The organism is Acinetobacter sp. V104_13 (genome assembly GCF_031798995.1).
Lineage (GTDB): Bacteria > Pseudomonadota > Gammaproteobacteria > Pseudomonadales > Moraxellaceae > Acinetobacter > Acinetobacter pittii.
Window position 1 is genome coordinate 38,194 of sequence record NZ_JAVQNP010000008.1, and the last position, 23,207, is coordinate 61,400.

The 23,207-nt window shown below is 38.7% G+C and carries 25 protein-coding genes and 1 riboswitch; of the genes, 9 read left to right on the forward strand and 16 right to left on the reverse strand.

Features of this window, described 5'->3' with window-relative positions; all coding sequences use genetic code 11:
* Positions 1-172: 172 nt before the first annotated feature.
* Positions 173-323, forward strand: a riboswitch (FMN riboswitch).
* 90 nt (positions 324-413) lie between these two features.
* The gene (gene ribB / locus RMB06_RS00710; protein WP_005070969.1) at positions 414-1,073 is read left to right on the forward strand and encodes a 3,4-dihydroxy-2-butanone-4-phosphate synthase; all 660 of its coding nucleotides are present in this window, start codon (positions 414-416) and stop codon (positions 1,071-1,073) included.
* 58 nt (positions 1,074-1,131) lie between these two features.
* On the opposite strand, the gene RMB06_RS00715 is transcribed toward ribB, so the two are convergent.
* Positions 1,132-1,806: an HAD-IA family hydrolase gene (locus tag RMB06_RS00715; RefSeq protein WP_311077828.1), complete on the reverse strand. Its 675-nt coding sequence runs from the start codon at positions 1,804-1,806 to the stop codon at positions 1,132-1,134.
* Between the two features lie 97 nt (positions 1,807-1,903).
* On the opposite strand from RMB06_RS00715, the gene RMB06_RS00720 reads away from it, so the two are divergent.
* Positions 1,904-2,671: a hydroxymethylpyrimidine/phosphomethylpyrimidine kinase gene (locus RMB06_RS00720; protein ID WP_311077829.1), complete on the forward strand. Its 768-nt coding sequence runs from the start codon at positions 1,904-1,906 to the stop codon at positions 2,669-2,671.
* A 45-nt stretch (positions 2,672-2,716) separates the two neighbouring features.
* On the opposite strand, the gene lysM is transcribed toward RMB06_RS00720, so the two are convergent.
* The 6 genes from lysM to RMB06_RS00750 all read right to left on the reverse strand — a co-directional run bounded on the left by lysM (position 2,717) and on the right by RMB06_RS00750 (position 6,387).
* The gene (lysM, locus tag RMB06_RS00725; protein WP_206224463.1) at positions 2,717-3,190 is read right to left on the reverse strand and encodes a peptidoglycan-binding protein LysM; all 474 of its coding nucleotides are present in this window, start codon (positions 3,188-3,190) and stop codon (positions 2,717-2,719) included.
* A gap of 186 nt (positions 3,191-3,376) precedes the next feature.
* Positions 3,377-3,613, reverse strand: a complete 237-nt coding sequence (gene acpP, locus RMB06_RS00730; protein WP_001279871.1) for an acyl carrier protein — start codon at positions 3,611-3,613, stop codon at positions 3,377-3,379.
* An 84-nt stretch (positions 3,614-3,697) separates the two neighbouring features.
* The gene (gene fabG / locus RMB06_RS00735; RefSeq protein ID WP_002120395.1) at positions 3,698-4,432 is read right to left on the reverse strand and encodes a 3-oxoacyl-ACP reductase FabG; all 735 of its coding nucleotides are present in this window, start codon (positions 4,430-4,432) and stop codon (positions 3,698-3,700) included.
* On the reverse strand, positions 4,429-5,415 hold the full coding sequence (fabD, locus tag RMB06_RS00740) for an ACP S-malonyltransferase (RefSeq protein WP_002120357.1): 987 nt from the start codon (positions 5,413-5,415) through the stop codon (positions 4,429-4,431). Before fabD ends, fabG begins: the two co-directional genes overlap by 4 nt.
* Before the next feature lie 151 nt (positions 5,416-5,566).
* Positions 5,567-5,752 (reverse strand): 50S ribosomal protein L32, encoded by a 186-nt coding sequence (gene rpmF, locus RMB06_RS00745; RefSeq protein ID WP_000290730.1) that lies wholly within the window; start codon positions 5,750-5,752, stop codon positions 5,567-5,569.
* 74 nt (positions 5,753-5,826) lie between these two features.
* Positions 5,827-6,387, reverse strand: a complete 561-nt coding sequence (locus RMB06_RS00750; RefSeq protein ID WP_002120393.1) for a DUF177 domain-containing protein — start codon at positions 6,385-6,387, stop codon at positions 5,827-5,829.
* 96 nt (positions 6,388-6,483) lie between these two features.
* Here RMB06_RS00750 and RMB06_RS00755 point away from each other — a divergent pair, with 96 nt between their 5' ends.
* From RMB06_RS00755 to rluB, 5 genes are all read left to right on the forward strand, one after another.
* Positions 6,484-7,146, forward strand: coding sequence for an elongation factor P hydroxylase (locus RMB06_RS00755; protein ID WP_069035938.1), 663 nt, complete (start codon positions 6,484-6,486; stop codon positions 7,144-7,146).
* A gap of 90 nt (positions 7,147-7,236) precedes the next feature.
* Entirely contained in the window at positions 7,237-7,854 is a 618-nt protein-coding gene (locus RMB06_RS00760; RefSeq protein ID WP_002120255.1) for an L-threonylcarbamoyladenylate synthase, read from the forward strand.
* Positions 7,855-8,077: 223 nt separating this feature from the next.
* A complete protein-coding gene (locus tag RMB06_RS00765; RefSeq protein ID WP_017387236.1) occupies positions 8,078-8,869 on the forward strand; it encodes a ScpA family protein in 792 nt (263 codons plus the stop codon).
* Positions 8,866-9,462, forward strand: coding sequence for an SMC-Scp complex subunit ScpB (gene scpB / locus RMB06_RS00770; protein WP_002120355.1), 597 nt, complete (start codon positions 8,866-8,868; stop codon positions 9,460-9,462). Before RMB06_RS00765 ends, scpB begins: the two co-directional genes overlap by 4 nt.
* A 41-nt stretch (positions 9,463-9,503) precedes the next feature.
* Positions 9,504-10,427 carry a 23S rRNA pseudouridine(2605) synthase RluB gene (rluB, locus tag RMB06_RS00775; protein ID WP_002120431.1) on the forward strand — a complete coding sequence of 308 codons (924 nt, stop codon included), beginning with the start codon at positions 9,504-9,506 and terminating at the stop codon, positions 10,425-10,427.
* Positions 10,428-10,488: 61 nt separating this feature from the next.
* On the opposite strand, the gene bioD is transcribed toward rluB, so the two are convergent.
* From bioD to RMB06_RS00800, 5 genes are all read right to left on the reverse strand, one after another.
* Positions 10,489-11,133 (reverse strand): dethiobiotin synthase, encoded by a 645-nt coding sequence (bioD, locus tag RMB06_RS00780; RefSeq protein ID WP_002120369.1) that lies wholly within the window; start codon positions 11,131-11,133, stop codon positions 10,489-10,491.
* The gene (gene bioC / locus RMB06_RS00785) at positions 11,134-11,883 is read right to left on the reverse strand and encodes a malonyl-ACP O-methyltransferase BioC (protein ID WP_311077835.1); all 750 of its coding nucleotides are present in this window, start codon (positions 11,881-11,883) and stop codon (positions 11,134-11,136) included.
* A complete protein-coding gene (locus RMB06_RS00790) occupies positions 11,880-13,037 on the reverse strand; it encodes an 8-amino-7-oxononanoate synthase (protein WP_311077837.1) in 1,158 nt (385 codons plus the stop codon). Before RMB06_RS00790 ends, bioC begins: the two co-directional genes overlap by 4 nt.
* 1 nt (position 13,038) lies before the next feature.
* Complete coding sequence (gene bioA, locus RMB06_RS00795) at positions 13,039-14,319, reverse strand: adenosylmethionine--8-amino-7-oxononanoate transaminase (protein WP_311077839.1); 1,281 nt, start codon at positions 14,317-14,319, stop codon at positions 13,039-13,041.
* A gap of 93 nt (positions 14,320-14,412) precedes the next feature.
* On the reverse strand, positions 14,413-15,144 hold the full coding sequence (locus RMB06_RS00800) for an alpha/beta fold hydrolase (protein ID WP_311077841.1): 732 nt from the start codon (positions 15,142-15,144) through the stop codon (positions 14,413-14,415).
* A 356-nt stretch (positions 15,145-15,500) separates the two neighbouring features.
* Here RMB06_RS00800 and otsB point away from each other — a divergent pair, with 356 nt between their 5' ends.
* Positions 15,501-16,352: a trehalose-phosphatase gene (gene otsB / locus RMB06_RS00805; RefSeq protein WP_017481308.1), complete on the forward strand. Its 852-nt coding sequence runs from the start codon at positions 15,501-15,503 to the stop codon at positions 16,350-16,352.
* On the forward strand, positions 16,340-17,773 hold the full coding sequence (locus RMB06_RS00810; RefSeq protein ID WP_311077844.1) for a trehalose-6-phosphate synthase: 1,434 nt from the start codon (positions 16,340-16,342) through the stop codon (positions 17,771-17,773). The genes otsB and RMB06_RS00810 overlap by 13 nt, the downstream gene beginning before the upstream one ends.
* A 69-nt stretch (positions 17,774-17,842) precedes the next feature.
* On the opposite strand, the gene RMB06_RS00815 is transcribed toward RMB06_RS00810, so the two are convergent.
* The 4 genes from RMB06_RS00815 to RMB06_RS00830 all read right to left on the reverse strand — a co-directional run bounded on the left by RMB06_RS00815 (position 17,843) and on the right by RMB06_RS00830 (position 23,207).
* Positions 17,843-19,036: an MFS transporter gene (locus tag RMB06_RS00815; protein ID WP_311077893.1), complete on the reverse strand. Its 1,194-nt coding sequence runs from the start codon at positions 19,034-19,036 to the stop codon at positions 17,843-17,845.
* Positions 19,037-19,324: 288 nt separating this feature from the next.
* Positions 19,325-19,789 carry a bacterioferritin gene (gene bfr, locus RMB06_RS00820; protein WP_001214863.1) on the reverse strand — a complete coding sequence of 155 codons (465 nt, stop codon included), beginning with the start codon at positions 19,787-19,789 and terminating at the stop codon, positions 19,325-19,327.
* Positions 19,790-20,041: 252 nt separating this feature from the next.
* The gene (gene ligA, locus RMB06_RS00825) at positions 20,042-22,081 is read right to left on the reverse strand and encodes an NAD-dependent DNA ligase LigA (protein ID WP_311077845.1); all 2,040 of its coding nucleotides are present in this window, start codon (positions 22,079-22,081) and stop codon (positions 20,042-20,044) included.
* Positions 22,082-22,175: 94 nt separating this feature from the next.
* Positions 22,176-23,207: a cell division protein ZipA C-terminal FtsZ-binding domain-containing protein gene (locus RMB06_RS00830; RefSeq protein WP_078225459.1), complete on the reverse strand. Its 1,032-nt coding sequence runs from the start codon at positions 23,205-23,207 to the stop codon at positions 22,176-22,178.

Sequence of the window (23,207 nt, forward strand, 5' to 3'; positions counted from 1 at the left end):
CACCTATTTTATTTATAATTTTCTATAAAAAACATAGCATTCCATTTTCATATCAACAAGTAAGCTCTTGTTAAAAAGCCTATTTCGATTTATGAAAATGCTTATTCATAAAGAAACTTAGCATTCTATAAAAGCATCTAGCCAATTCTATCAAGCGCGCTATAATAAAACCCATCGCTTCAGGGCGGGGTGCAATTCCCCACCGGTGGTAAAGTTAATTTCTATAAATAGATTAACAAGCCCACGAGCTTAAATTGTGTAATTTGAGCAGATTTGGTGAAACTCCAAAGCCGACGGTATAGTCCGGATGAAAGAAGACGACGAACTGGGATAAATCCGTTTTATTTCAGTGCCAGCCTGTTTTTACATCAGTCCTGAAATGTTCAACCGTATTTTTACGAGAGCGTTTCATTATGTCTAGCTTAATTCAACCAGAACTTTTTTTCTCAGCCCTCTCTCCTGCTGAGCAACGCATTCAACAAGCATTAGAAGATATCCGTCAAGGCAAGCCTGTCTTGGTTATGGACGACTTTGATCGCGAAAATGAAGCAGATTTAATTGTTGCAGCCGAAACTTTAACGGTAGAAACAATGGCACGTATGATTCGTGATGGTTCAGGGATTGTATGTTTATGCCTTACAGAAGAGCTAGCAGATCATCTAGAACTCCCTCCAATGGTTTCTCAAAACTCAAGCCAGTTTCATACCGCTTTTACAGTGACCATTGAGGCAGCTCAAGGCGTTACCACTGGTGTTTCTGCTAAAGACCGTGTAACAACTATTCAAACTGCTATTAAAGATGGCGCTGTTGCAAGTGACTTAAATCGTCCGGGTCACGTTTTCCCATTACGTGCACGTAATGGTGGAGTCCTTACTCGTCGAGGTCATACCGAGGGAACAATTGATCTAGCAAGATTAGCCGGTTTAAAACCTGCTGGTGTGTTATGTGAATTAACCAATCCAGATGGCACGATGGCATCGGGCATTCAAGTTTTAGCATATGCTCAAACTCATCACTTAACGGTGATTACGATTGAAGAACTTGTTCAATACCGCCAGCAACACGGTATTTAAATAAAAAAGGGTTGGCTTTAGATCAAAGCCAAACCTTCAAATTAAAATTTAATAATATTTAAGAAACTTTCTTTTGTGCTGTCAGTTCTTCAACATAGTCCAAAAGTTCAGAGAATTGCTTAATCATTGCTTTAGGCTGTGCTTGAGCAAGTTCCTCTGCTGTTCCATAACCATAAGTCACCGCTACCGCCTCGATACCGTTATGACGAGCACCCAAAACGTCATATTGGCGGTCACCGACCATTAAACACTCTTCTGGGTTTAATTGCTCATGCTCAAGAATATAATGGATAAGGTCAGCTTTATTAGTGCGCTCACCCGTTAACTCACTCCCATAGATATGTACAAAGTATTGACTTAATTCAAAATGGTCCAAGATACGTTTTGCATAAATCGTTGGTTTAGCAGTTGCAACAAATAAACGATATCCTTCTTTTTTTAAAGCGCTAAGCGTTTTGGCAACAGATGGATACACTTCATTTTCGAACAGGCCAACCACCGAAAAACGCTCGCGATAAGCAAGTAAAGCTTGTTCAGCTAAAGCATCATCTTGAGTAGCTAATAATTTTGCGAGTGATGGCTTTAATGGTGGGCCAATTGTCCAATCAATATCTAAATCAGCAGCCAATGGATAGCCTAATTTCTCCATTGCATAGCGAATTGAAGTATGGATTCCAACTTTTGGGTCTGTTAAGGTTCCATCCAAATCAATCAAAATATGTTTTATAGCCATTCAATCAGTAACCCAGTAAAGTATTTAATTCAATTGGTCGAGAGTTTAATCAAACTCTCTTATACTAACGTAAATTTAAATTGAAAAGGAAATAACCGTGCGTCCAACCGTACTTTGTTTCTCGGGTTTAGACCCTTCAGGTGGTGCAGGTTTACAAGCCGATATCGAAGCAATTGGACAAAGTGGTGCCCATGCAGCAATTGCATGTACTGCCCTCACCATTCAGAACTCACAACAAGTATTTGGCTTCGAAGCAACCTCAAAAGAACTCTTATTAGCACAAGCAAATGCAGTTGTAGGTGACTTACCCATTAAATGTGTTAAGTCAGGCATGCTTGGCACGACAGATAATATTGCGGCACTAGCTGAATTTTTACGTGCTCATCCTGACTATCAATATGTACTTGATCCTGTTTTAGTCGCAAACAGTGGCGGCTCTTTAGGTGATCAGGCAACTCTCGTTAAAGCGTTCGTTGAACTTATTCCTCTAGCCACAATTATTACTCCAAATACGGTTGAATTACGTGCTCTAACAGGTATTACTGATTTAGATCAAGCCACTCAAAAGCTTTTTGAAATGGGTGCTAAAGCTGTTCTAGTGAAAGGTGGACATGAAGATACACCAGATCATATTAAAAATAGTTTACATATCGATGGTGAACTAGCAGCGAGTAGTAGCTGTCCTCGCCTTGAAGGTGAATATCACGGCTCAGGTTGTTCTTTAGCTAGCTTTATCGCTGGCCGTTTAGCTTTAGGTGATTCTTTAAAAATTGCAGTACAGCATGCTGAAACATGGTTATTCGGTGTTTTAAAAAATGCAGACACCCCTGTACCAAACGGACAAAAGATTCCAAAGCGTTTTTAAAAGCACAAAAAAGGCGCTTAAAGCGCCTTTTTTTATTAACCTCGATTATTGAGGAATACGTAAAACTTGCCCCGGGAAAATCTCATCAGGATCTTTTAACATTGGTTTATTTGCTTCAAAGATTTTTGGATATTGATTTGCATCACCGTAAACTTCTTTCGCAATTTTTGAAAGGTTGTCACCAGATTTCACTGTATAAAATTTACTTTCTGGTTCAGGAGTTGCCACTGTCATCTGGTCATCTACTCGAGCCACATGATCAATGTTTCCAACAATAAGAATAATTTTCTCTTTATCTGCTTGGCTTTTTACCTGCCCTTTAATAATTGCAGTATCAGTAGTACCGTTATAGGTTACAGATAAGCCTTCTACCCCTAAGCCCAAACTTTTAATTAAACCTAATAATTTATTTGCAACTTCTTGTGCAGAAGGTTCTGCTGGTGTTGCTGGAGCTGGTTGTGGTTCTGCTGGTGCGGTATTTTTTTTGCCAATACCTTTTACAAAATCAAAAAGACCCATCTTTTAGTCCTCATATTATTGTTTATAGTAAAGTCATTAAACTGACCTTTATTGTTATACTTCAAAAAAGTTATACCTCTGCTATCAATTGAGGTTGATCTTGTAAAAATATGTATCTCTTAAATTTTTTCTAAAATAAAAAAAGCCACCTTACGGTGGCCTTCTTTTTATTCAGCAATATGCGAATTAACCAAGTTTTTTAGTTACATAGTCAATTGCAGATTGAACTGTAGTGATTTCGTTAGAATCTTCATCAGGGATAGTGATGTCGAAGTCGTTTTCGAAAGACATAACAAGTTCAACTAAATCTAAAGAGTCAGCACCTAAGTCATCCATAAAAGATGCTTCGTTTTTAATCTCTTCAGCTTTAAGACCAAGTTGTTCTGCAACCGCTTGTTTAACGCGTTGTTCGATATCGCTCACAGGAATTCTCCTCATTGCTTGTGGCGTTTAATTTGCCACTAGTTTAATTGAATATAAAAATTTTTAAAAGTTTATACATCGGCGTTAGGCCATGTATAAACCACCATTTACATGTAATACCGTACCGGTAATGTAACCTGCTTTATCACTTGCAAGGAAACTCACCGCATTTGCGATATCTTGTGGCTCACCTAAGCGATTTAAAGCCACTTGATCACTCATTTTTTTGCGAATGTCTTCACTAAGTGCATCTGTCATTTCTGTTGCAATAAAGCCTGGCGCCACACTGTTTACAGTAATTTGGCGGCTACCCATCTCTTTTGCAAGGCTACGGCTGAATGCTTCAATACCTGCTTTAGCAGCAGAATAGTTCGCTTGGCCTGGGTTTGCAAAGTGAGCTACAACAGAACTGATATTAATAATTCGACCAAAACGTGCCTTCGTCATACCCTTAAGCACACGTTTAGATAAACGATAAACTGCTTTAAGGTGAATGTTGAGAATGTCATCCCAATCATCTTCAGACATACGAAGCAACAAATTGTCTTTCGTAATACCTGCATTGTTAACTAGAACAAGTACAGGACCATAGTTCTGTTCAATATGAGAAACGACTGCTTCAATCTCATCGAGATTACGCACGTCGAGCGCCAAACCTGCACCTTGTTCACCAAAGCTATCACTTAACTTTTGTGCACCAGATTCAGAAGTCGCAGTACCTACAACAAAATAACCGTCTTGAATAAGTTGCTGGGCAATGGCAGCGCCAATACCCCGACTCGCGCCCGTTACTAATGCAACTTTGCGTTCTTGTGTCATGCAATTTTTCCTTCTGCCACTAAAACAGCATTTAGGGCATCTTCCATTTTGCTCTTACTATCAATAGAAAAAGCTTTTTCAATATTTGGTAAACGCTTTGCGAGGTTACTCAATACTGTACCTGGACCACACTCAACAATGTATTGAATACCTTGGTCTTGTAGAGACTGCATGGTACGTGTCCATTGTACTGATTGGTACAATTGTGCAGTTAATGCCTGACGCAATTGAGCAACATCGGTAGCTATTCCCGCGTTGACATTTTGTATTACAGGAATGGTAGGTAGCTCAATGGCAGTTTGTTCCAAAGCTTCTGCAAATTTCTCAGCGGCAGGTTTCATCAACGAACAATGAGAAGGAACTGATACTGGTAAAGCAATTGCTTTAGCTGACTGCTCTTTTGCCAAAGCCATAACTTCTTGTACAGAAGCTGTACTTCCTGCAATCACAACTTGACCTTGTGAATTATAGTTTGCAGCTTCTACAGAACCTTCACCTGATGCACTCACGGTTTGACAAAGTTCAACCACTTTCTCATCAGCCAAGCCAAGGATTGCAGCCATAGCCCCTTGACCCTGAGGTACAGCACTTTGCATGAGCTTGCCACGCAAGTTAACTAATTTAACTGCATCCGCCAAGCTCATAGAGCCTGCAGCTACCAATGCACTGTATTCACCTAGTGAATGTCCTGCAAGGTATTTAGGTGCCAGACCACCTAAATCAAGCCATACACGCCATAAAGCGATACTGGCAGTTAATAACACAGGTTGGGTATTTTCTGTTTGGTCGAGACCTTCACCACTTTGTGCAATATGCCAAAGATCAAATCCAAGAGCATCTGAAGCTTCTGCAAAAGTTTGCCCGACCCCACTAAACTGTTCTGCTAGTTCAGCAAGCATACCGACTTTTTGTGAACCTTGACCAGGAAACACAAATGCAGTTTTTGTGGCTAAAGCTACTTGTTCAAGACGTTTAGCAGACATAAGAAATCCTTTTTTGGGTTTTCACTCATTTCTGGAGCGGAAATTTAACATGTTATTTATATATTTATAATTGCGAAAAACAACAAAAAAAGGGAGCTTTCGCTCCCATTTTTTCTATACTTAAGCATCACGCTTAATGCATATCATGCAATTATTCAGCATCAGCTGCTTTAGCGAATAATTGACGACCACGGTAGAAACCGTCTTTAGTCACGTGGTGACGACGATGAGTTTCACCAGTTGCTTGGTCTACTGTTAATGCATTCTCGGTTAAAGCGTCATGTGAACGGCGCATGTCACGGCGAGAGCGACTTTTACGGTTTTGCTGAACGGCCATGATGGCTCCTTACAAAGATCGAAAAAATGGATCAGAACAAATTCAGTTGTCTTATCTCATAATTATAACACAAATTATGAGTTAAGTTTACCCTTCAAACCTGCCAAAACATCAAACGGATTATCCCGTTTTTCTTCGACAACATTCTGAATGGTAGGTTGATGTTTATGTTCACAAGCATCATGCTTGGGAGATAAAGGCATCAACAATAACAGTTCATCTTCTAGTAATGCGAGTAAGTTAATCGAGGCAGGCGTATCATAATCGCCTTTCGTCGAAGACTCACTTTCACCTAAAACGATGAAATCAGCATCCTCATCCAAGCGCTCTATCAGTGACTCATCATCCACTAATGCAATATGGAAGTCTAAGACAAGAGGCATTTCAACAGGTTCCAAACAACGTTGGCACTCCATTGGAACTTTCGTGTCCATGTGACCGTCCATCCACACAATGCGATGATATGCATCCATTGATAGCTTACAGTCTATGTTGATCAATTGGTTATCAATTGATCCAACAGCTTCACGAGCGATACGAGCAAAGCGAGACAAGGGCAGTTGACCTGACCATGTAAAGCCTTGTTCAGCCCATTTAAACGGCTCAATCTGTGCCGGAAAGGTATTTGCTGACATAATTAAGGCGGCAATTCTACAAATTCATCGGTACTCTGTCAAAGATTAAGATACAATTTTGCACTTCTTTAGACAGAACTCGGGGTAAATTAAGCAATGCACCTGTTGCAGCCGCAACCTGAAGTTAACACTTCATTACTCGTTTGCACCCATTCAACTCATCAGAACACTCTTGTACCTGACCTAGTGCAACTCTCACCATGGTCAAGCTCAAAATCGGAGTCTGAGCAAGTTGATTGGCTTATTTTACACTTTAATCACTGGTTTTCCCACCATAATGTGACATTAGTTCGTGGTGATTTTGAACCTGAATATTTCCCAGCGACAAATAAAGAACCAGCCAAGATCCAATTTGCTCACGGTTTCTTTAATAGTGCTTTGCATGAAATTAGTCACTGGACTATTGCTGGTGAAAAAAGACGTCTATTACCAGATTTAGGTTATTGGTATGCACCTGATGGTCGCACCCAAGAACAGCAAAGTTTATTTGAACAAGTAGAAATTAAGCCACAAGCAATTGAATGGTTATTTGCGCAATCTTTTGGCCGAAAATTTAGAGTTTCACTCGATAACCTTACAGGTGATAGCGGTGATGGCAAACTATTTAAAGATAACGTTTATACTCAAGTGCAACGTTACTTTTCGGGTGAAGCTAAGTTGCCACGTGATGCAGCAGCATTTATTGGTTTTATTTGCCAATGTACACGTTCGGGTACACCTTTACAATTAAATGAATTTAAACGTGAACTCCTTGATTAATTGACAAAAAAGCTACGTTAATTACTTGCCTAGGCCATTTAAAAAGCCTAATAATTATTTTTAACACTGGCGTGATGGAGTCTCTAAAATATGATGCATTTACATGTACATCCTGAAAATCCACAGCAACGCCTCATTGCCCAAGCGGTTGAACGTATCCGAGCAGGAGATGTTGTGGTCTACCCTACCGATGCTGCCTATGCAATTGGGTGTCAAATCGGTAATAAAAATGCCATGGAACGTATTGCACAGATTCGTGGCTTAGGACCTAAACATCAATATGCCATTATGTGCTGTGACTTATCTGATATTGCAACTTATGCAAAAGTTGATAATGCGACATATCGTTTATTGAAAGCGAACACACCAGCTATTACTACGTTCATTTTACCTGCAACAAGTGAAGTTCCTCGTAGATTGATGCACCCTAAAAAGAAAACGATTGGTTTACGTATTCCAAGCAACCCGATTTGTCAGGCTTTATTACAAGAACTTGGCGAGCCCCTACTCACCAGTACATTAATTTTACCGGGTCAAGAAGACCCTCTAGATGACCCTTATGATATTGAAAATCAGTTAGATAAACGAATTGATGTATTTATTGACGGTGGTTTTGGTACCTTGACCAGTACAAGTATCGTTGATTTATCGGGCGAACATCCTGAAATTATCCGCCGTGGTGTGGGCGATGTAAGTGCTTTTGAATAAGCACTTACTTTTTTACCAATAGTTTAAAAAAAAGTATTATCACTCAAAAAAATACTCTTTATTTATTTTGGATTTTTTTTACACTTTAGTCGTTAAGTAATTTATTAAAAGACACAATTCATTTAGAATGATTTTCACTATCTGCTGTTCTTCTACTTACAGCTGTCTAGGACTTGAATAACAAGTCTCATGCTTTTGAAAATTCGCGTGGCTTATAATCGTAATGAATCAATCACTTCATCAATCCATGGAAGACGCTCCACACATCCGTGTTTTAGATGAGTGGCATGACAAAATTCCAGAAGATCTCTATATACCTCCAGCTGCATTTGAGATTTTGCTCGAGCGGTTTGAAGGTCCATTAGATTTTTTAATTTATCTGATTCAGAAAAACGGTTTCGATTTAATTCAACTCGATATTGCTCCTATAGCGACTCAATATTTGGCCTATATGGATAGCATGAAATCTTTAAATATCGAGTTGACAGCAGATTATATGGTGATGGCTGCTTTATTGGCTGACTTGAAGTCTCGCCTACTTCTACCAAAACCTACCATTATAAGTATTGAAAAAGATCCTAAGCAGGAGCTTATTGATCGTCTTGAAACCTATCTACGCATTAAGCAAGCAGCTGAGCGTTTAGGTCAAATGCCAATTCTTGAGCGCGATACATTTAGTGCCAATGTAAGCTTGGGACATATCTCTCCTGTTTATGAAGGTTACGATATCTCAGCGCTACATGATGCGTTGTTCTGTGTATTTAATCGCCCCGAACCTATTACCCATGTTGTCGCTCAAGAACCTGTTTTACTCGAAGAACGTATTGCATATATTGAAGAGAAATTAGAGTCTGGTGACGTGTTAAGTTTTAAAGAATTACTCAATCCCCAGCAAGGTCGTATGGGAATGGTTGTTACATTTATGGCAGTTTTAGAATTGACTCGCCAACAGAAAATTAAAATTATTGCCACTGGTATTGAAGCCCCGTTAGCAATTCAAGGATCTTCAATATGAGTAGTTTTGAACAAAATAATAGTGATTTGTCATTAGCTGACATACATCATGAAGTCTTATTACAACTTGAAGCAATTATCTTTGCCAGTGAAGCGCCTGTTTCAATTGCCCGCTTAAAAGAAGCATTTAACAATCAATATAATAAACAACAGCTTCGTCAGCTCTTGCAACAGCTCGCGCTATTACAACATGGTCGATCTATTGAGCTGATTGAAACAGCACAAGGGTTTCGCTTTCAGGTAAGATCTAAATATCGTAGTATTATTGCGCAAATTTGGCCAGAGCGACCAACAAAACTGTCGCCTTCATTACTAGAAACCCTGGCTGTCATTGCTTATCATCAACCGGTTACCCGAGCTGATATTGAACAAATTCGTGGTGTATCTAATAATAGTCAGATTCTTAGAACACTATTTGACTGGAACTGGATTAAAGAAGCCGGTTTTAGAGATTTACCCGGAAGACCTGCGTTGCTAATTACAACGCCTCAGTTTCTGAATGCTTTTGGTCTAGCCTCTCTAGGCCAATTGCCTCCCCTACAGAACGCCAAGGAAGCCTTTATGGCTCTCGATGCAAATGCACCGAAATCATAAAGAGGTGGACTGTTGATCATTATGTCTAAGGTTGTGCTGTCATGAGTGAAAAATTGCAAAAAGTATTAGCGCGAATCGGATTAGGTTCCCGCCGATATATGGAAGAGGTTATTGCCGCAGGACGCGTGAGTGTAAACGGTCGTGTTGCCCAAGTGGGTGAGCGCATTGAACCAGGCGATGAATTACGCATTGATGGCCGTAAAGTTCAGTTTCAGATTGAAGACGAAATTCGTCGTCGCGTACTGATTTATTACAAACCTGAGGGTGAAATCTGTTCACGTAATGATCCTGAAAAACGCCCAACCGTATTTGATCATTTACCACAAATTGCCAATGACCGCTGGGTAATGGTAGGTCGTCTGGATATTAACAGTACTGGTTTATTACTATTCACAAATGATGGTGAACTTGCTAACCGCTTAATGCACCCATCTAATGAAATCGAACGTGAATATGCTGTTCGAGTAATGGGTGAAGTAACGCCAAAACTACGCCAAAACATGGTCAACGGAGTAGAGCTCGAAGATGGCCCTGCCAAATTCGAATCATTCTCTGAAATTGGTGGTGAAGGTATTAACCGCTGGTACCAAGTTGTAGTAAAAGAAGGTCGTAACCGCGAAGTACGTCGTATTTTTGAATCGCAAGATCTTAAAGTAAGCCGTTTATTACGTACACGCTACGGCACAGTTATTTTACCGCGCGAATTACGTACTGGTCGTTGGATGGAACTCGACAAAACTGACATCGACAACTTAGCTAAATCGGTTGAGTTAAAACCACGTCAAGGTACAGGCTTATTTGGTATGGCAAAACGCCGTACTGATCGTATGACTGAAAAACCAATGGCTGCGCGTCGTGGCGGTTACTTACGTCAACAACGTCGTGATGATGAAAAAGAAGCTCCTGTTAACACAGGGAACCAACGTAAATCGACTGGTTTTAACCGCGGTTCGAAGAAATTCTAAGATATTAAAAAGATGTAAAAAAAACCGCTCAAATTTGAGCGGTTTTTTATAGCCGTTTAACTTAATTCATTTTTGCCAGTTCAATCCATTCAGCTTCGGGGAAATGAATAGCTAAGTAATCTTTCAAATAATTTGAAGTATCTTGAGAAATTAATGGATCTTTTGATTCATCTTTTAGATTATAAACCAAGGCATGCAACTTCAGCCCACGAGACTTAAGTGCTTCAAGACTAAGCAAAGTATGGTTAATACTTCCTAAACGACCAGATGTTACTAAAATAACGGGAAACTGATGCTGAGCGACATAATCAATGGTAAGCAGACTGGTGGTTAATGGCACCATTAAACCTCCCGCACCTTCCAACAATACGATTTCAAAACGCTCAGCCAATGTTTGGGTCGCATCTTCAATTTTTTGAAAATCAATTTCTCGGTTATCAAGACGTGTTGCAAGATGAGGTGAAGCAGGATAACTAAAGATTTCAGGCATGGTTAGCTTGTCATGATCTTCTTGGAACCAGCCCTGCCCCATAATTTCACGATGCTTTTCAATATCCTCAGAAATATCAGCGTTACCTGTTTGAATGAGTTTTTGGGTAATCACTTTTTTACCCTGCTCAGTCCATAATTTTGCTAAGAAGCCTGTCGCGTAGGTTTTACCAATTTCGGTATCAATCCCACTCACAAAATAGATCTGGCCACTCATTTACTTCATTCTCCGGGCAATACAATAAATCGGATGATATGTTAGGGAATATCCTTCAGCATACTTAAACCGATCATAATCTTGATAAAACTGTTGTAAAGTTTGTTTAGTCCAACGATGCTGAGCCGTTGCGGTTACACCTGTTGCTTTTAAATGTTGCAACACAGCTTTAGGTGAATCGAAATAGAGTTGAGTTTCTGATTCTGACAAATGCAAAATCTCAAAACCAGCCTGAGTTAAGGCACTACTCCAATTTTCAACTGACCAGTAACTTAAACCCTGTCCTGTTAATTCTTTAATCTCTAATAAGTTTTTAGAACCGAATGTTGAAAAGCATAACCAACCTCGCTCAGTTAAAGCCTCATTACAACGTTCGAGCAAATGCGGTAAATCTTGCATCCACTGTAAAGCTGAACCTGAAACAATCATATCCAGCTGCTGAGGGAAATCTAAAGTTTCAATATCCCCAATCAACCATTTTAAATTTTCTTGATGACTAAAGTGCTGCTGCACATCTGCATATAGATCATTCAAAATTAACTCTTCAAACTGAAAAGATGTAGCAAGAAGACGAGTTAAATTGCCAGAACCACAACCAATTTCAAAGACACGCGACATCGTAGTCGGGCAGAACTGCTGAACTAAACCTGTTAAATTTTGGCAAATCTGTTTTTGAACAATTGCATGCTCTGAATAGCTTTGCCCTGCTTTGGCAAAACGCTGGGCAACCAAGTTTTTATTGAAACTCACAGAAAACTCACCAATTCTTCAAGTTCATATTGCTGCACCATTGACGTTAAAGAAATACGCAAACGCGAACTGTTTTTAGGTACTGTTGGTGGACGCACAGGCATGGCATAAAAACCACTTGCCTGAACCTGCATTGCTTTAGTGATAGCAGCCTGACTTTCTCCAACAATGACTGGAATGATATGGCTGGTCGATGGGCTATCGTAGCCCTTTTGCACAACAGCTTGTTGAAGATATTGGCTAATATTTTTTAAGTGTTCACGTTGAGATTGAGCGAGTAATACTTTTTGAAAAATAAAGTTTGCCCATGCCATAACAATCGGAGGCTGTGCAGTACTAAAAATAAGTGGGCGCATTTTATTAATGAGATAATCTTTAATAATTGGATCGCAAATAATGTAACCACCGACCGCCGCTAATGCTTTACCTAATGTACCAACCAGAAAATCAATTTCCTGAATGACATTATATTGTTCAGCACATCCTAAGCCTTGCTGACCACGAACGCCAATTGAATGCGCTTCATCAACATATAACATAGTTTTAGCAAACCGTTTTTTTAGCTGAACTAAAGCGGCTAAATCCGTCTCATCACCGTCCATACTAAAAATACTTTCTGTGACCACAATGATTCGTTCAATCTTTTCATCATCATGATATTTTTGGAGGAGTTGTTCCAAGTGTTGTAAATCGTTATGTCGATAACGCACATACTGAGCGCCAGATAAACGGATCCCGTCAATCATACTGGCATGAACTAACTTATCCGCCAATATTAAAGTTTTACTATCAGCAATAGCTGGCAAAATACCAATATTCATATGGTAGCCACTATTAAATAATAGTGCCGCCCGACCACCAAACGCTTGGCTTAGGCTATTTTCTAATTGTTCATATTCGTCAAAATTGCCCGTTAATAGACGTGAAGATGAAGAACTAAAATAGCTACGCTCGATTGGAAAGCTATCTAAAAACTCTTGACGAAGATTGATATCAGCCGCCAACCCAAGATAGTCATTTGAAGCTAAGTTGAGCATCGTTTTATTTTGAATCGTAATAAAACGTCCGTGCTGCACATTTTGGGTAAATTGTCTAAAGTTACCTTGTTGCTTTAACTCATCTAATTCGGCAGAAAAATGATCAAGCAATGACATCTTAATTCGCTCCCTGCATCGTTTGAACAACTTCAACCAATTGTTCGAGCAAATCGCTTAACTCTTGATGCGTGATGACATACGGTGGCATCACATAAACCAATTTTCCAAAAGGACGGATCCAGATTCCGCGGTCTACAAATTGTTGCTGTAAGGTTTTCATATCAACATTAAAGGTGAGTTCTACTACACCAATTGCCCCCAGCACTCGCACATCGGCAACATAATCAAGCTGACTTAAAGGCTTTAAATATTGGCTAAGCTGTTGCTCAATACGCTCAATATTGGCCTGCCAATCTTGCTCAATTAATAATTGGGTACTTTTTAAAGCGACCGCGCAAGCAAGTGGATTGGCCATAAAAGTTGGGCCGTGCATAAATACCCCAGCCTCACCGCGACTAATGGTTTCTGCAACATGCTTTGTCGTTAAGGTAGCAGATAACGTCATGTAGCCGCCTGTTAGTCCTTTACCTATACACATAATGTCTGGCTCAACTTGTGCATGTTCCCAAGCAAAAAGCTTACCCGTACGACCAAAACCAGTCGCAATTTCATCAAAAATTAATAACAGATTATATTGTTCACAAAGTGCTTTCGCCTGACGTAAATATTCAGGATGATAAAAACGCATCCCCCCTGCACCTTGAACAATCGGCTCAATAATCAGTGCAGCAAGGTTTTCATGATTTTGCTTAATAGCTTGTTCTAGCTCAGCAATATCTTCTTGGTTCCACTCTTCATGAAATTTGGTTTGCGGAGCTGCTACAAAAAGACGGTTCGGTAAACTTGTACCAAAAATCTGATGCATACCTGTAACAGGATCACAAACAGACATCGCATTCCATGTATCACCGTGATAACCGGAACGTGTAGTAATAAAATTTGTTTTTTGTGGTTGGCCTTGTGCTGTCCAGAATTGCACAGCCATTTTCAAAGCAACTTCAACGGCTACCGAACCTGAATCTGCATAGAAAATTTTATCGAGACTTGGCGGCGTAATTTTTAAAAGAATTTTTCCAAGTTCAATTGCAGGATCGTGAGTTAAACCACCAAACATGATATGTGACATGTTTTGTAATTGATCTGTCACTGCCTGATTGAGTTCAGGGTGGTTATAGCCGTGAATTGCACACCACCATGACGACATACCATCAATTAAAGTCTTACCATCATCTAGTTCAATCGTTGCCCCATAGGCACGTTTAACTTTAAACGTTGGTAAAGGTTGGGTCATTGAGGTATATGGATGCCAAATATGTTCCAAATCAAAATTATCGGTCATCCTCTATACCCTTTTACAGCAATTAAATCTTTCATTTAGCACATGTTAAACCTGTTAAGAATGAAAGAAAATTGCGAGATCAACCAAAGCTTATTAACTTTGCTGATGAATTGTTAAAAATTGGCAGATTTCTTCAATTGTTCGATCTACTTCTAGGTATGGAAAAGCATGAGTAGCGCCTTCTAATACTTTATAACTCATGTTTTCTGTCGCGATATCCTTGAAATTTTCACTAATTTTGTAAGGAATGACATTATCTTGCTCGGCAAATACATGAAGCTGCGGACCTAGATAGTTTTTTAAGTTATTTACCAAATTTAGTTGCTCAAGCATTTGCAAACCTTCTGATAGCAATTCACTTGAAGGCGGATTTGCTATGTTTTGCATGCTTATCCAATCTTGTTTAGCCTGAGAGGAACCGAGTGTAATTAAATAATAAAAACGCTTTAAAGTGGCTTGCGGGTTTTGTAAAAAAGAAGTCTTAAATTGACTAAACACATCAGCAGGCATAGCAGTCTGCCAATTATCGTTGGTAACAAAACAAGGATTTGAAGCGAGCGTAATTAAAGTTTTAGTTTGCCCTGTTTGTTCATAAAAAGTATTAACCAGTTGAGTTGCTAACTGTCCACCTAAAGACCAACCTATTACTACATCAACCTCAGCAACTAAATCAAGCTGGGCACGATACTTACCATCTAAAATATTAAAAATATTAATAAGTTGTGTTTGATAGCCAGCTTTTTCCAATTGCAATTTAAGGGACTGCAAAGGCTCCACTCCTACTCCCCAACCTGTAATTAATAAAATTTTATTTTGTAACTTCATATGCCTGCTCAAAGCCAATTTTATAAGGATTATATAATAATATCGATTTAAAATATCTTTTAAAATCAATATAAAAATTAAATTTTAGAGCATAAAATTAAGCATTTATAATGTGATAATATTCTGAAATATATTGATAAATAAGACCCGCATTATTCATAGTAAACATACAAAAAATTAATTATCTAAACATTGAAGCCAATCAAAAAACAACATACTCCACACTTCGCCTATAAATCCATTATGCAATGTAATTAATGTTAATACTTATGTTTTTTTATTAAAAAAAATGACTCACCAATTCATTTTAATGCTAGAAGATTAATTATTGATCAAAAAGTATTAGGAAGGCTAATATGAACAGTCAAAGCACAATATCTGATGGGAGAGAAAAAAATACATCTTTTGTTACACCCAATGATATTATAAACAACTTATCTTTAGATAAAAATTACTGCTTATTTTTGGATATTGATGGTACATTAGCACCCTTTCAAATTAATCCTGAGCATAGTTTTATTCCACAAACTACCTTAGACGTTATAAAAAAAATTACTAAATTAAATATACCTGTTATTGCTGTAACAGGTCGTGATGTAGATACAGCAAGCAAACTACTACATCCTATTGAAGTTCCAATTGCTGGTTTACATGGTTTAGATATTTATTTTGATTCAGGAAATTATATTCGACCAGATTTAAGCAGTATTAATTTCAAAAAATTAAAACAAGATATTACCAAAAATTGTGATAAACATCCTGAATTATTAATTGAAGATAAAGGATATTCTATTGCCTTACATTATCGTAAAAATCCTAATTTAGAAAATAATGCCATTAATATTATGCAAAGAATTAATTTAAATTATCCTCAATTAAAAATAAATAGAGGGAAATTTGTTGTTGAATTAATTCCAAACCAAGCTGATAAAGGTAGAGCAATTAAAACTATATTAAATCATCTTGATTTACCTGCTGTATTACCTATTTTTATAGGTGATGATTTAACAGATGAATCTGGTTTCACTTACATTAATCAGCAATCTGGCCTTAGTATTAAAGTAGGTCCGGGTGAAACACAAGCAAAATATAGATTAAAAGATATTGATAATGTCGCGGATTTTCTTCTTTTATTTCAAAACAGAATAAAAAGCTTATATGTCAAAAATAGCCAAAATCAGAATGGAGAAAAATTATGTCTAAATTAATCGTATTATCGAACAGAATAAGTATGCCATCGGGTAAAGCTTCAGCAGGTGGTCTTGCTGTAGCTGTACAAGATGCACTAAATGATAGTAACGGCATCTGGTTAGGCTGGAATGGGCAGCAAATTACCGATAGCGAAGCGCCAGAATTTGCGCAGGCTTATTCTCAAGGAATTGACTACATTACCTGCCCTCTCACTCATCAGCAATATGCCCAATATTATTGTGGTTTCGCTAACAAAGTTTTATGGCCAGCAATGCATCATAGAGATGATCTAATTGAATATGATGCAGAAGAATATAATACCTATCAAAAGGTTAATCGCTTATTTGCTCAAAAGCTAAAAGAGCTTGCTCAGCCTGAAGATCTTATTTGGGTGCACGATTACCACTTTTTTAGTGTGGCTCGCTATTGCCGTGAATTAGGCATGCAAAACAAAATTGGTTTCTTCTTACATATTCCTTTTGCCAGTCTGAATATCTGGCACAAAATTCCGGTAGCCCGTGAGTTAATTCAAGACTTGAGCCAATATGATGTTATTGGCTTACAAACTCAGATTGACCAAAATGCCTGCATGCAGACTTGTCTGAATTTACTCGAAGCTCAAAAAATTCAAAGCAACAGTATTAGCTATAAAAAACGTCAAATATTAATTAAATCATACCCAATTGGTGTTCAGCCTGAACTTATACAAAAACAAGCCCAGCAAGATTTGGCGACCTCTTCGGTGTTTAATTTTGAAGAAATACCACGTCAAAAAACTATTATTGGAGTTGATCGTATTGATTATTCAAAAGGTTTACTCGAAAGATTTAATGCATTTGCAACCTTTTTGGAAACCAGCCCTGAATATCATGGCTTAGTTCGACATCTTCAAGTGGCGATCCCTTCTCGTACCGATATTCCAGCTTATCAACGCTTATATCAACGTTTTAAAACCAAGCTGGAGTTAATTAACGAAGAGTTTGCGCATGAAGACTGGAGACCTGTAGATTGCTGCTATGACACGGTACAACACCATAATCTCATGCACATTTATCGTCATTCAGATATTTGTTGGATCAGTTCACTACGTGATGGGATGAATCTAGTAGCTAAAGAATATATTGCGGCTCAAGACCCAGAAAATCCAGGTGTGCTCATTTTATCTAAATATGCTGGTGCTGCTGAGCAGATGTCTCAAGCCTTGATTGTTGACCCACAAGATAGAGCGGCAATGATGGATACTTTAAAAATGGCTTTAGAAATGTCTAAAGCTGAGCGTATTAATCGTTATCAACAATTGATAAAGGGATTAACATCATCTGATCTTACCAATTGGCGAAATAATTTCTTGGATGATTTAGAAAAGACACCAACTTTACTAATGAAGCCTCAGCGATTATTACAAGATAATTATCAATCTATTTATCAGGTTTTATAAATCTGTATAAAAGAACATCGAGAAATTCAATTTCTCGATGTTCGCTATTTGGTGATTATTATTTATAAATTAATTTGTCTTTACTAATGTAAAGCGGTTAAGTAAAGCAATAATAAATAGTAATACAGCGACGCCTGTTAAAACTGTACTTAAACCAGTCCATTCCCCAATTAAACCGATTAAAGCTGGTCCACTTAATGAACCGGTATAGGCAATTGTTGATACTAAAGAAAGTGCTGCTGCTTTAGGCATATTGTTTTGTCGACCAACACGAGAAAACATCACTGGTACAATATTAGAACAACCTAATCCTAACAGTGCATAACCCAATACAACCACTTGCCACACTGGTGCCGTTACAATAACAGCCATACCAATAGCGGCTCCAATTGCACTATAAGTCACAATATTTTTTTCACCCCATTGCTTAAGCAAGATATGACCCGCAAAACGACCAGTGGTCATGCTAAGTGCAAAGAAAGTGTAAGCTAAACCAGCAAAAGCAGGGTTAAGCTGATATTTACTTGTTAAATAAATACCACCCCAATCCATTGCTGCACCTTCTGATAAAAAGGCAATAAAACACATCATACCAATAAGCAGAATAATGCCATCAGGACGATAAAATTTTTTAGGTGCTTGAGTGGTATCTTCATGTGGCTTTTCGTCCTGTTCAAAAGACGTTAAACAAGATGGAATCGCAACACCACCAATAACAAGCAAAATCATAACGACTGATAAAGTACTCATTAAGGGTGAAAGACCTACTGCCAATAATGCTGTCACAAGCATAGCGCCTGTTAAGCCACCAAGACTGCACATTCCATGGAAGCTAGACATAAGAGCTCTCACACTATGTTTTTCAACAACTACTGCTTGTAAATTGACAGCTACTCCAAGACATCCTGCTGCCGATCCAAAAATAAACAATGCTACAGCCATCTTCACAATGCTGCTCCACATCGTAAGGCTAGGCAATAAAACCATTAACAGCATCAATGCCAAAGCAATTAACGGACGACATCCCCAGCGCTTTACTAAAGCACCAGTCGCAGGCATAGCAATCATTGAACCAATACCCATACACAGCAAAAGTAAACCAAAATCGGCATGATTTAGGTTTAAACGCTGCTGTGCAAAAGGAATAAGAGGTGCCCAAGCTGCAGTCGCAAAACCTAAGCTAAAAAAGCTTAGTCGTGTTGCAAGACGCTGTGTGCTTAGGAGAGTAGCTGTATCTAAAACAGCAGGTTTGGTAAATAACATATTTTGCGAACTCACCATAAAATCATTGGCGATCCATACCAACCGATTTTCCATAGAAAAACCCTTGCCTCATTAAATTTCTAGGCAAGGGTTTTGTTGGCGAAATTATAAACAATTTCATAAAAAAAACAGGTGGTGTGATACAATTTTTCTGACTTTTTTGTAACTGCCAAAGCCTTATATAGTAAGGCTTTGAATATGTTCAATTTGACAAAATCAACATCTAAGTTAAGACTTCATTTTATTAAAATGAGCCAATAAAAAACCCAGCCTTAGCTGGGTCTTTCATTAAATTTGAGATTGAATATAGTTTTGTAAGCCAATCAACTCAATTAAACGTAATTGCTTTTCTAACCAGTATGTATGGTCTTCTTCAGTATCTGATAATTGTTGACGCAACATATCACGGCTAATGTAATCGCCCTTCTCTTCGCAAAGTTTGATACCTGTCGCTAACTTTTCACGAACATGATATTCAAGCGCCAAATCAGCTTTTAAACAAGATACAACGTCTGTACCAACATTGATATCTTCACGGTGCATGTTTGGTTTAGCACCTAAAAACAATACACGGCGAATGATCGCATCAGCATGAGAAGCTTCTTCTTGCATCTCATGATCAATACGTTCATAAATTTTATTTAAACCCCAATCTTCATACATACGAGAATGGATTAGATATTGATCACGGGCAGCCAATTCTCCGCCAATGAGCATATTTAAATAGTCTATGACTTCTGGATTGCCACGCATAATAAATCTCCTATCGTATGAGAACTATTATGGGCAATCTTAAAAGTGATTGCAAAACAAAAAATGGTTAAGTTTATGATTTTTATCAAATTAAAATGAGAAACATACGCATTTGCAGTTTAAGTTATTTAAATTTCCTCTGCAAAAAGAAACGCTTGTCCAATTTATAAGTTCAGACAAGCGTTAAAATATGGCTCAAACCATCAATTTATAAATTTGTAACTAAAATCAATGGTTCTTATTTCGGTAGATCTATTCGCTTAAAGTCTGCCCGTAGCTCGCCATAAGTGATAAGAAATCAGTCTCATTCATAACAGCAATACCTAGTTTTGCTGCTTTTTCTAATTTCGAACCAGCCTTCTCACCCGCAACAACACATTTGGTTTTACTCGATACACTACCGCTTACACGCGCACCTAATGCTTGTAGCATTTGTGTTGCCTGATCACGGGTCATTTGCTCTAAAGTGCCTGTTAACACCCAGCTTTCGCCATTTAATGGCTGTCGTGTTGGTGCAGTCGGTGCATCCCAATGAATTCCTGCGGCAATTAAGCGATCAAGCACTTCAATGTTGTGCGGTGCCAAGAAAAAGTCAGCAATCCACTCGGCAGTAATATCACCAACATCTGGTGTTTTCTTTAAAGCTTCAACATCAGCAGCTTTAAGCGCTTCCAAAGTTTGGAAAGTATTGGCTAACATTCTAGCTGTTGTTTCACCTACCCCACGAATTCCTAAAGCATAAATAAAACGCGCAAGCGTTGTCTTCTTACTGGCTTCAATGGCATCAATCAGATTTTGTACCGATTTCTCGCCCATTTTTTCAATCCCGAGTAAAGTTTCTCGGTGTTCGTGCAAATGATAAATATCGGCAACATCTTTGAGCAAATCGAGGTGTAATAAAGACTCTACCCAACGATCGCCTAGACCTTCAATATCTAGAGCTTTACGTGATACGAAGTGACGAATCGCTTCAATACGCTGTGCAGCACAATACAGTCCACCAGAACAACGTGCTAAAGCTTCCCCTTCTGGCATTACCACTGGTGAGGCACAAACAGGACAGTTTTCAGGTAAATGTACAACTTCGGCATCAACAGGACGGAATTCTGGCCAAACTTTTTCTACTTTAGGAATAACATCGCCTGTACGATAAACACTCACCGTGTCACCAACACGTACATCTAGGCGATGGATCTCACCAATGTTGTGTAAAGTTACATTGGAAACTGTAACTCCTCCCACAAATACAGGGTTTAAACGCGCTACAGGAGTCAAAGTACCTGTACGCCCTACTTGCCAGTCAATCTGATCAACTGTAGTTAATGCAGCTTGTGCAGGGAATTTATAAGCAGTTGCCCAACGTGGTTCACGACTTAAAAAACCAAGTTGTTGTTGTTGCTTTAAGTCATCAACCTTTACAACCATCCCATCAATTTCAACTTGTAAATCTGAACGTTCTTGCTGAATTTGCTCATAACGTTGCTGTACTTCTTGAATTGAATTACAAAGATATTGACGTTCAGCAATTTCAAATCCAAGTTTTGTGAGCCATTGCAGACTGTCATGCATGGTAGTTAAGCCATGATTAGGTTCACATTGAGCGATGCCGTAAGCATAAAATGCTAAAGGTCGAGCCGCAGCAATATTAGGATCGAGTTGTCTTAAACTACCAGCTGCGGCATTACGCGGGTTTGCAAATGTTTTATCGCCTTTGGCTTCTTGTTCGACATTGAGTTTTTCAAAACCGGACTTTGGCATAAGTACTTCACCACGAACTTCCAGCAAACGTGGAATTTCAAAGTGATCTGAATGTAACACTTTAGGCAAATTACGAATCGTTTTAACGTTCTGGGTAATGTCCTCACCAGTTTCTCCGTCACCACGTGTAACGCCACGTATTAACACACCATTTTCATACCAGAGAGAAATCGCAAGACCATCAAGTTTTAGTTCGACTTCGTATTGTACTTTTTGATTAGGCAAACGCTCTTCAACACGGCGTGCAAATGCGAATAAGTCTTCCTGATTAAAAACGTTCCCCAAAGAAAGCATCGGAACTACATGAGTCACACTTTGAAATTTAGAGAGTGCTTGCCCCCCTACTTTTGTAATTGGTGAATCTGATTGAACAAGGTCAGGATATTGCTCTTCTAAAGCTTTTAACTGGTGAAATAAATGATCATATTCACTGTCCGAGATTGTCGGCTGATCCATGACATAGTAGGCATGGTTATGCTTTGCAATCAGTTGAATAAGCTGACGCATCTGTTCGATCACGGAAGTTGTTGCCATTATGTTATTCACCATAAAAAAGGGTGGAAATTTCTCCACCCTGAGCTGCGACTAGATATGTTGCAATTATCGCAACGAACGTAAAAAATTAAAACTAGGCGGTCGCCTGTGCCGGACGATAATCAATCACATGATGACGCCAGTGCTCTTTTAACTGTGGCGTAAATTCAAGATTATTCTCATCGTAAACTTTGCCATCAATTTCGCGAGCAATTAAACCTGCAATACTCGCCATCATATCAAAACCAGTCACGGCTTTACTGTTTGGAAGCGCAAGGAAAAATGCCAACCCTTGAACTTGTTCAGTAGATAGAGTTTCAAGATCAAAACCAGCTGGTCCATTGTCTGTCATACGCAATACAGAGAACATGAGTACACTCGGCTCATCGGTATTTTCATAACGATGGAAGCACGACATTTCGCCGTAGCGTAAACCATATTTCAACAGCACTTTAAGCGCTTTATCGCCAGACAATGCACGACGAGGGTTTGGATAAACATTTAGCGCAATAATCTGTTCAGCCATCGCTAATGCACTTTCATCATCATAACGTTGCTGTTCATGTAAATGCACATCCAGAATATTACTCTCGCCTTCAAACTCAGCAATTTCGGCGGTTTCAATATTCGGATTTAAACTCAACTCAGGCTCAGTTTTTTCGCTTTCAGCTTCCAAATTTTCTTTTGCTAAAGCTTCAGCTTCCGGTTTAACAGAAACTGTATCAACCAATTCAACTGAACCATCTTTATGAATGGCAGAGCTTGGTACTGTTTCTTCAGATTTAATTTCTTTTACAGAAGCGTTTTCAACAACTGCTTGAGTTTTTTCAGTTTGAATTGCTTTAGCGGGTTCTACGGTCTCAATTTCTGACTGTTTTGTTTCAGGAGCTTCGCTTAAAGTCGGTTCTACTCGCTCTGCACTAGTCACCGCTACAGATTCAGCTTCAGTTTTCTCAAGCTGATCTCTCACGTGCCTAGGTATAACCGGTTGATTACTATCAGGATTAATATGCAAATCACTGTCTAATGAGGGTTCAGCATGGTTTGGCTTTTTTAAAATCATTTTTAAGCCAATTAGCATAATTATAATGGCAACAACGATGCCAATAATCGTATTGATTTCCAT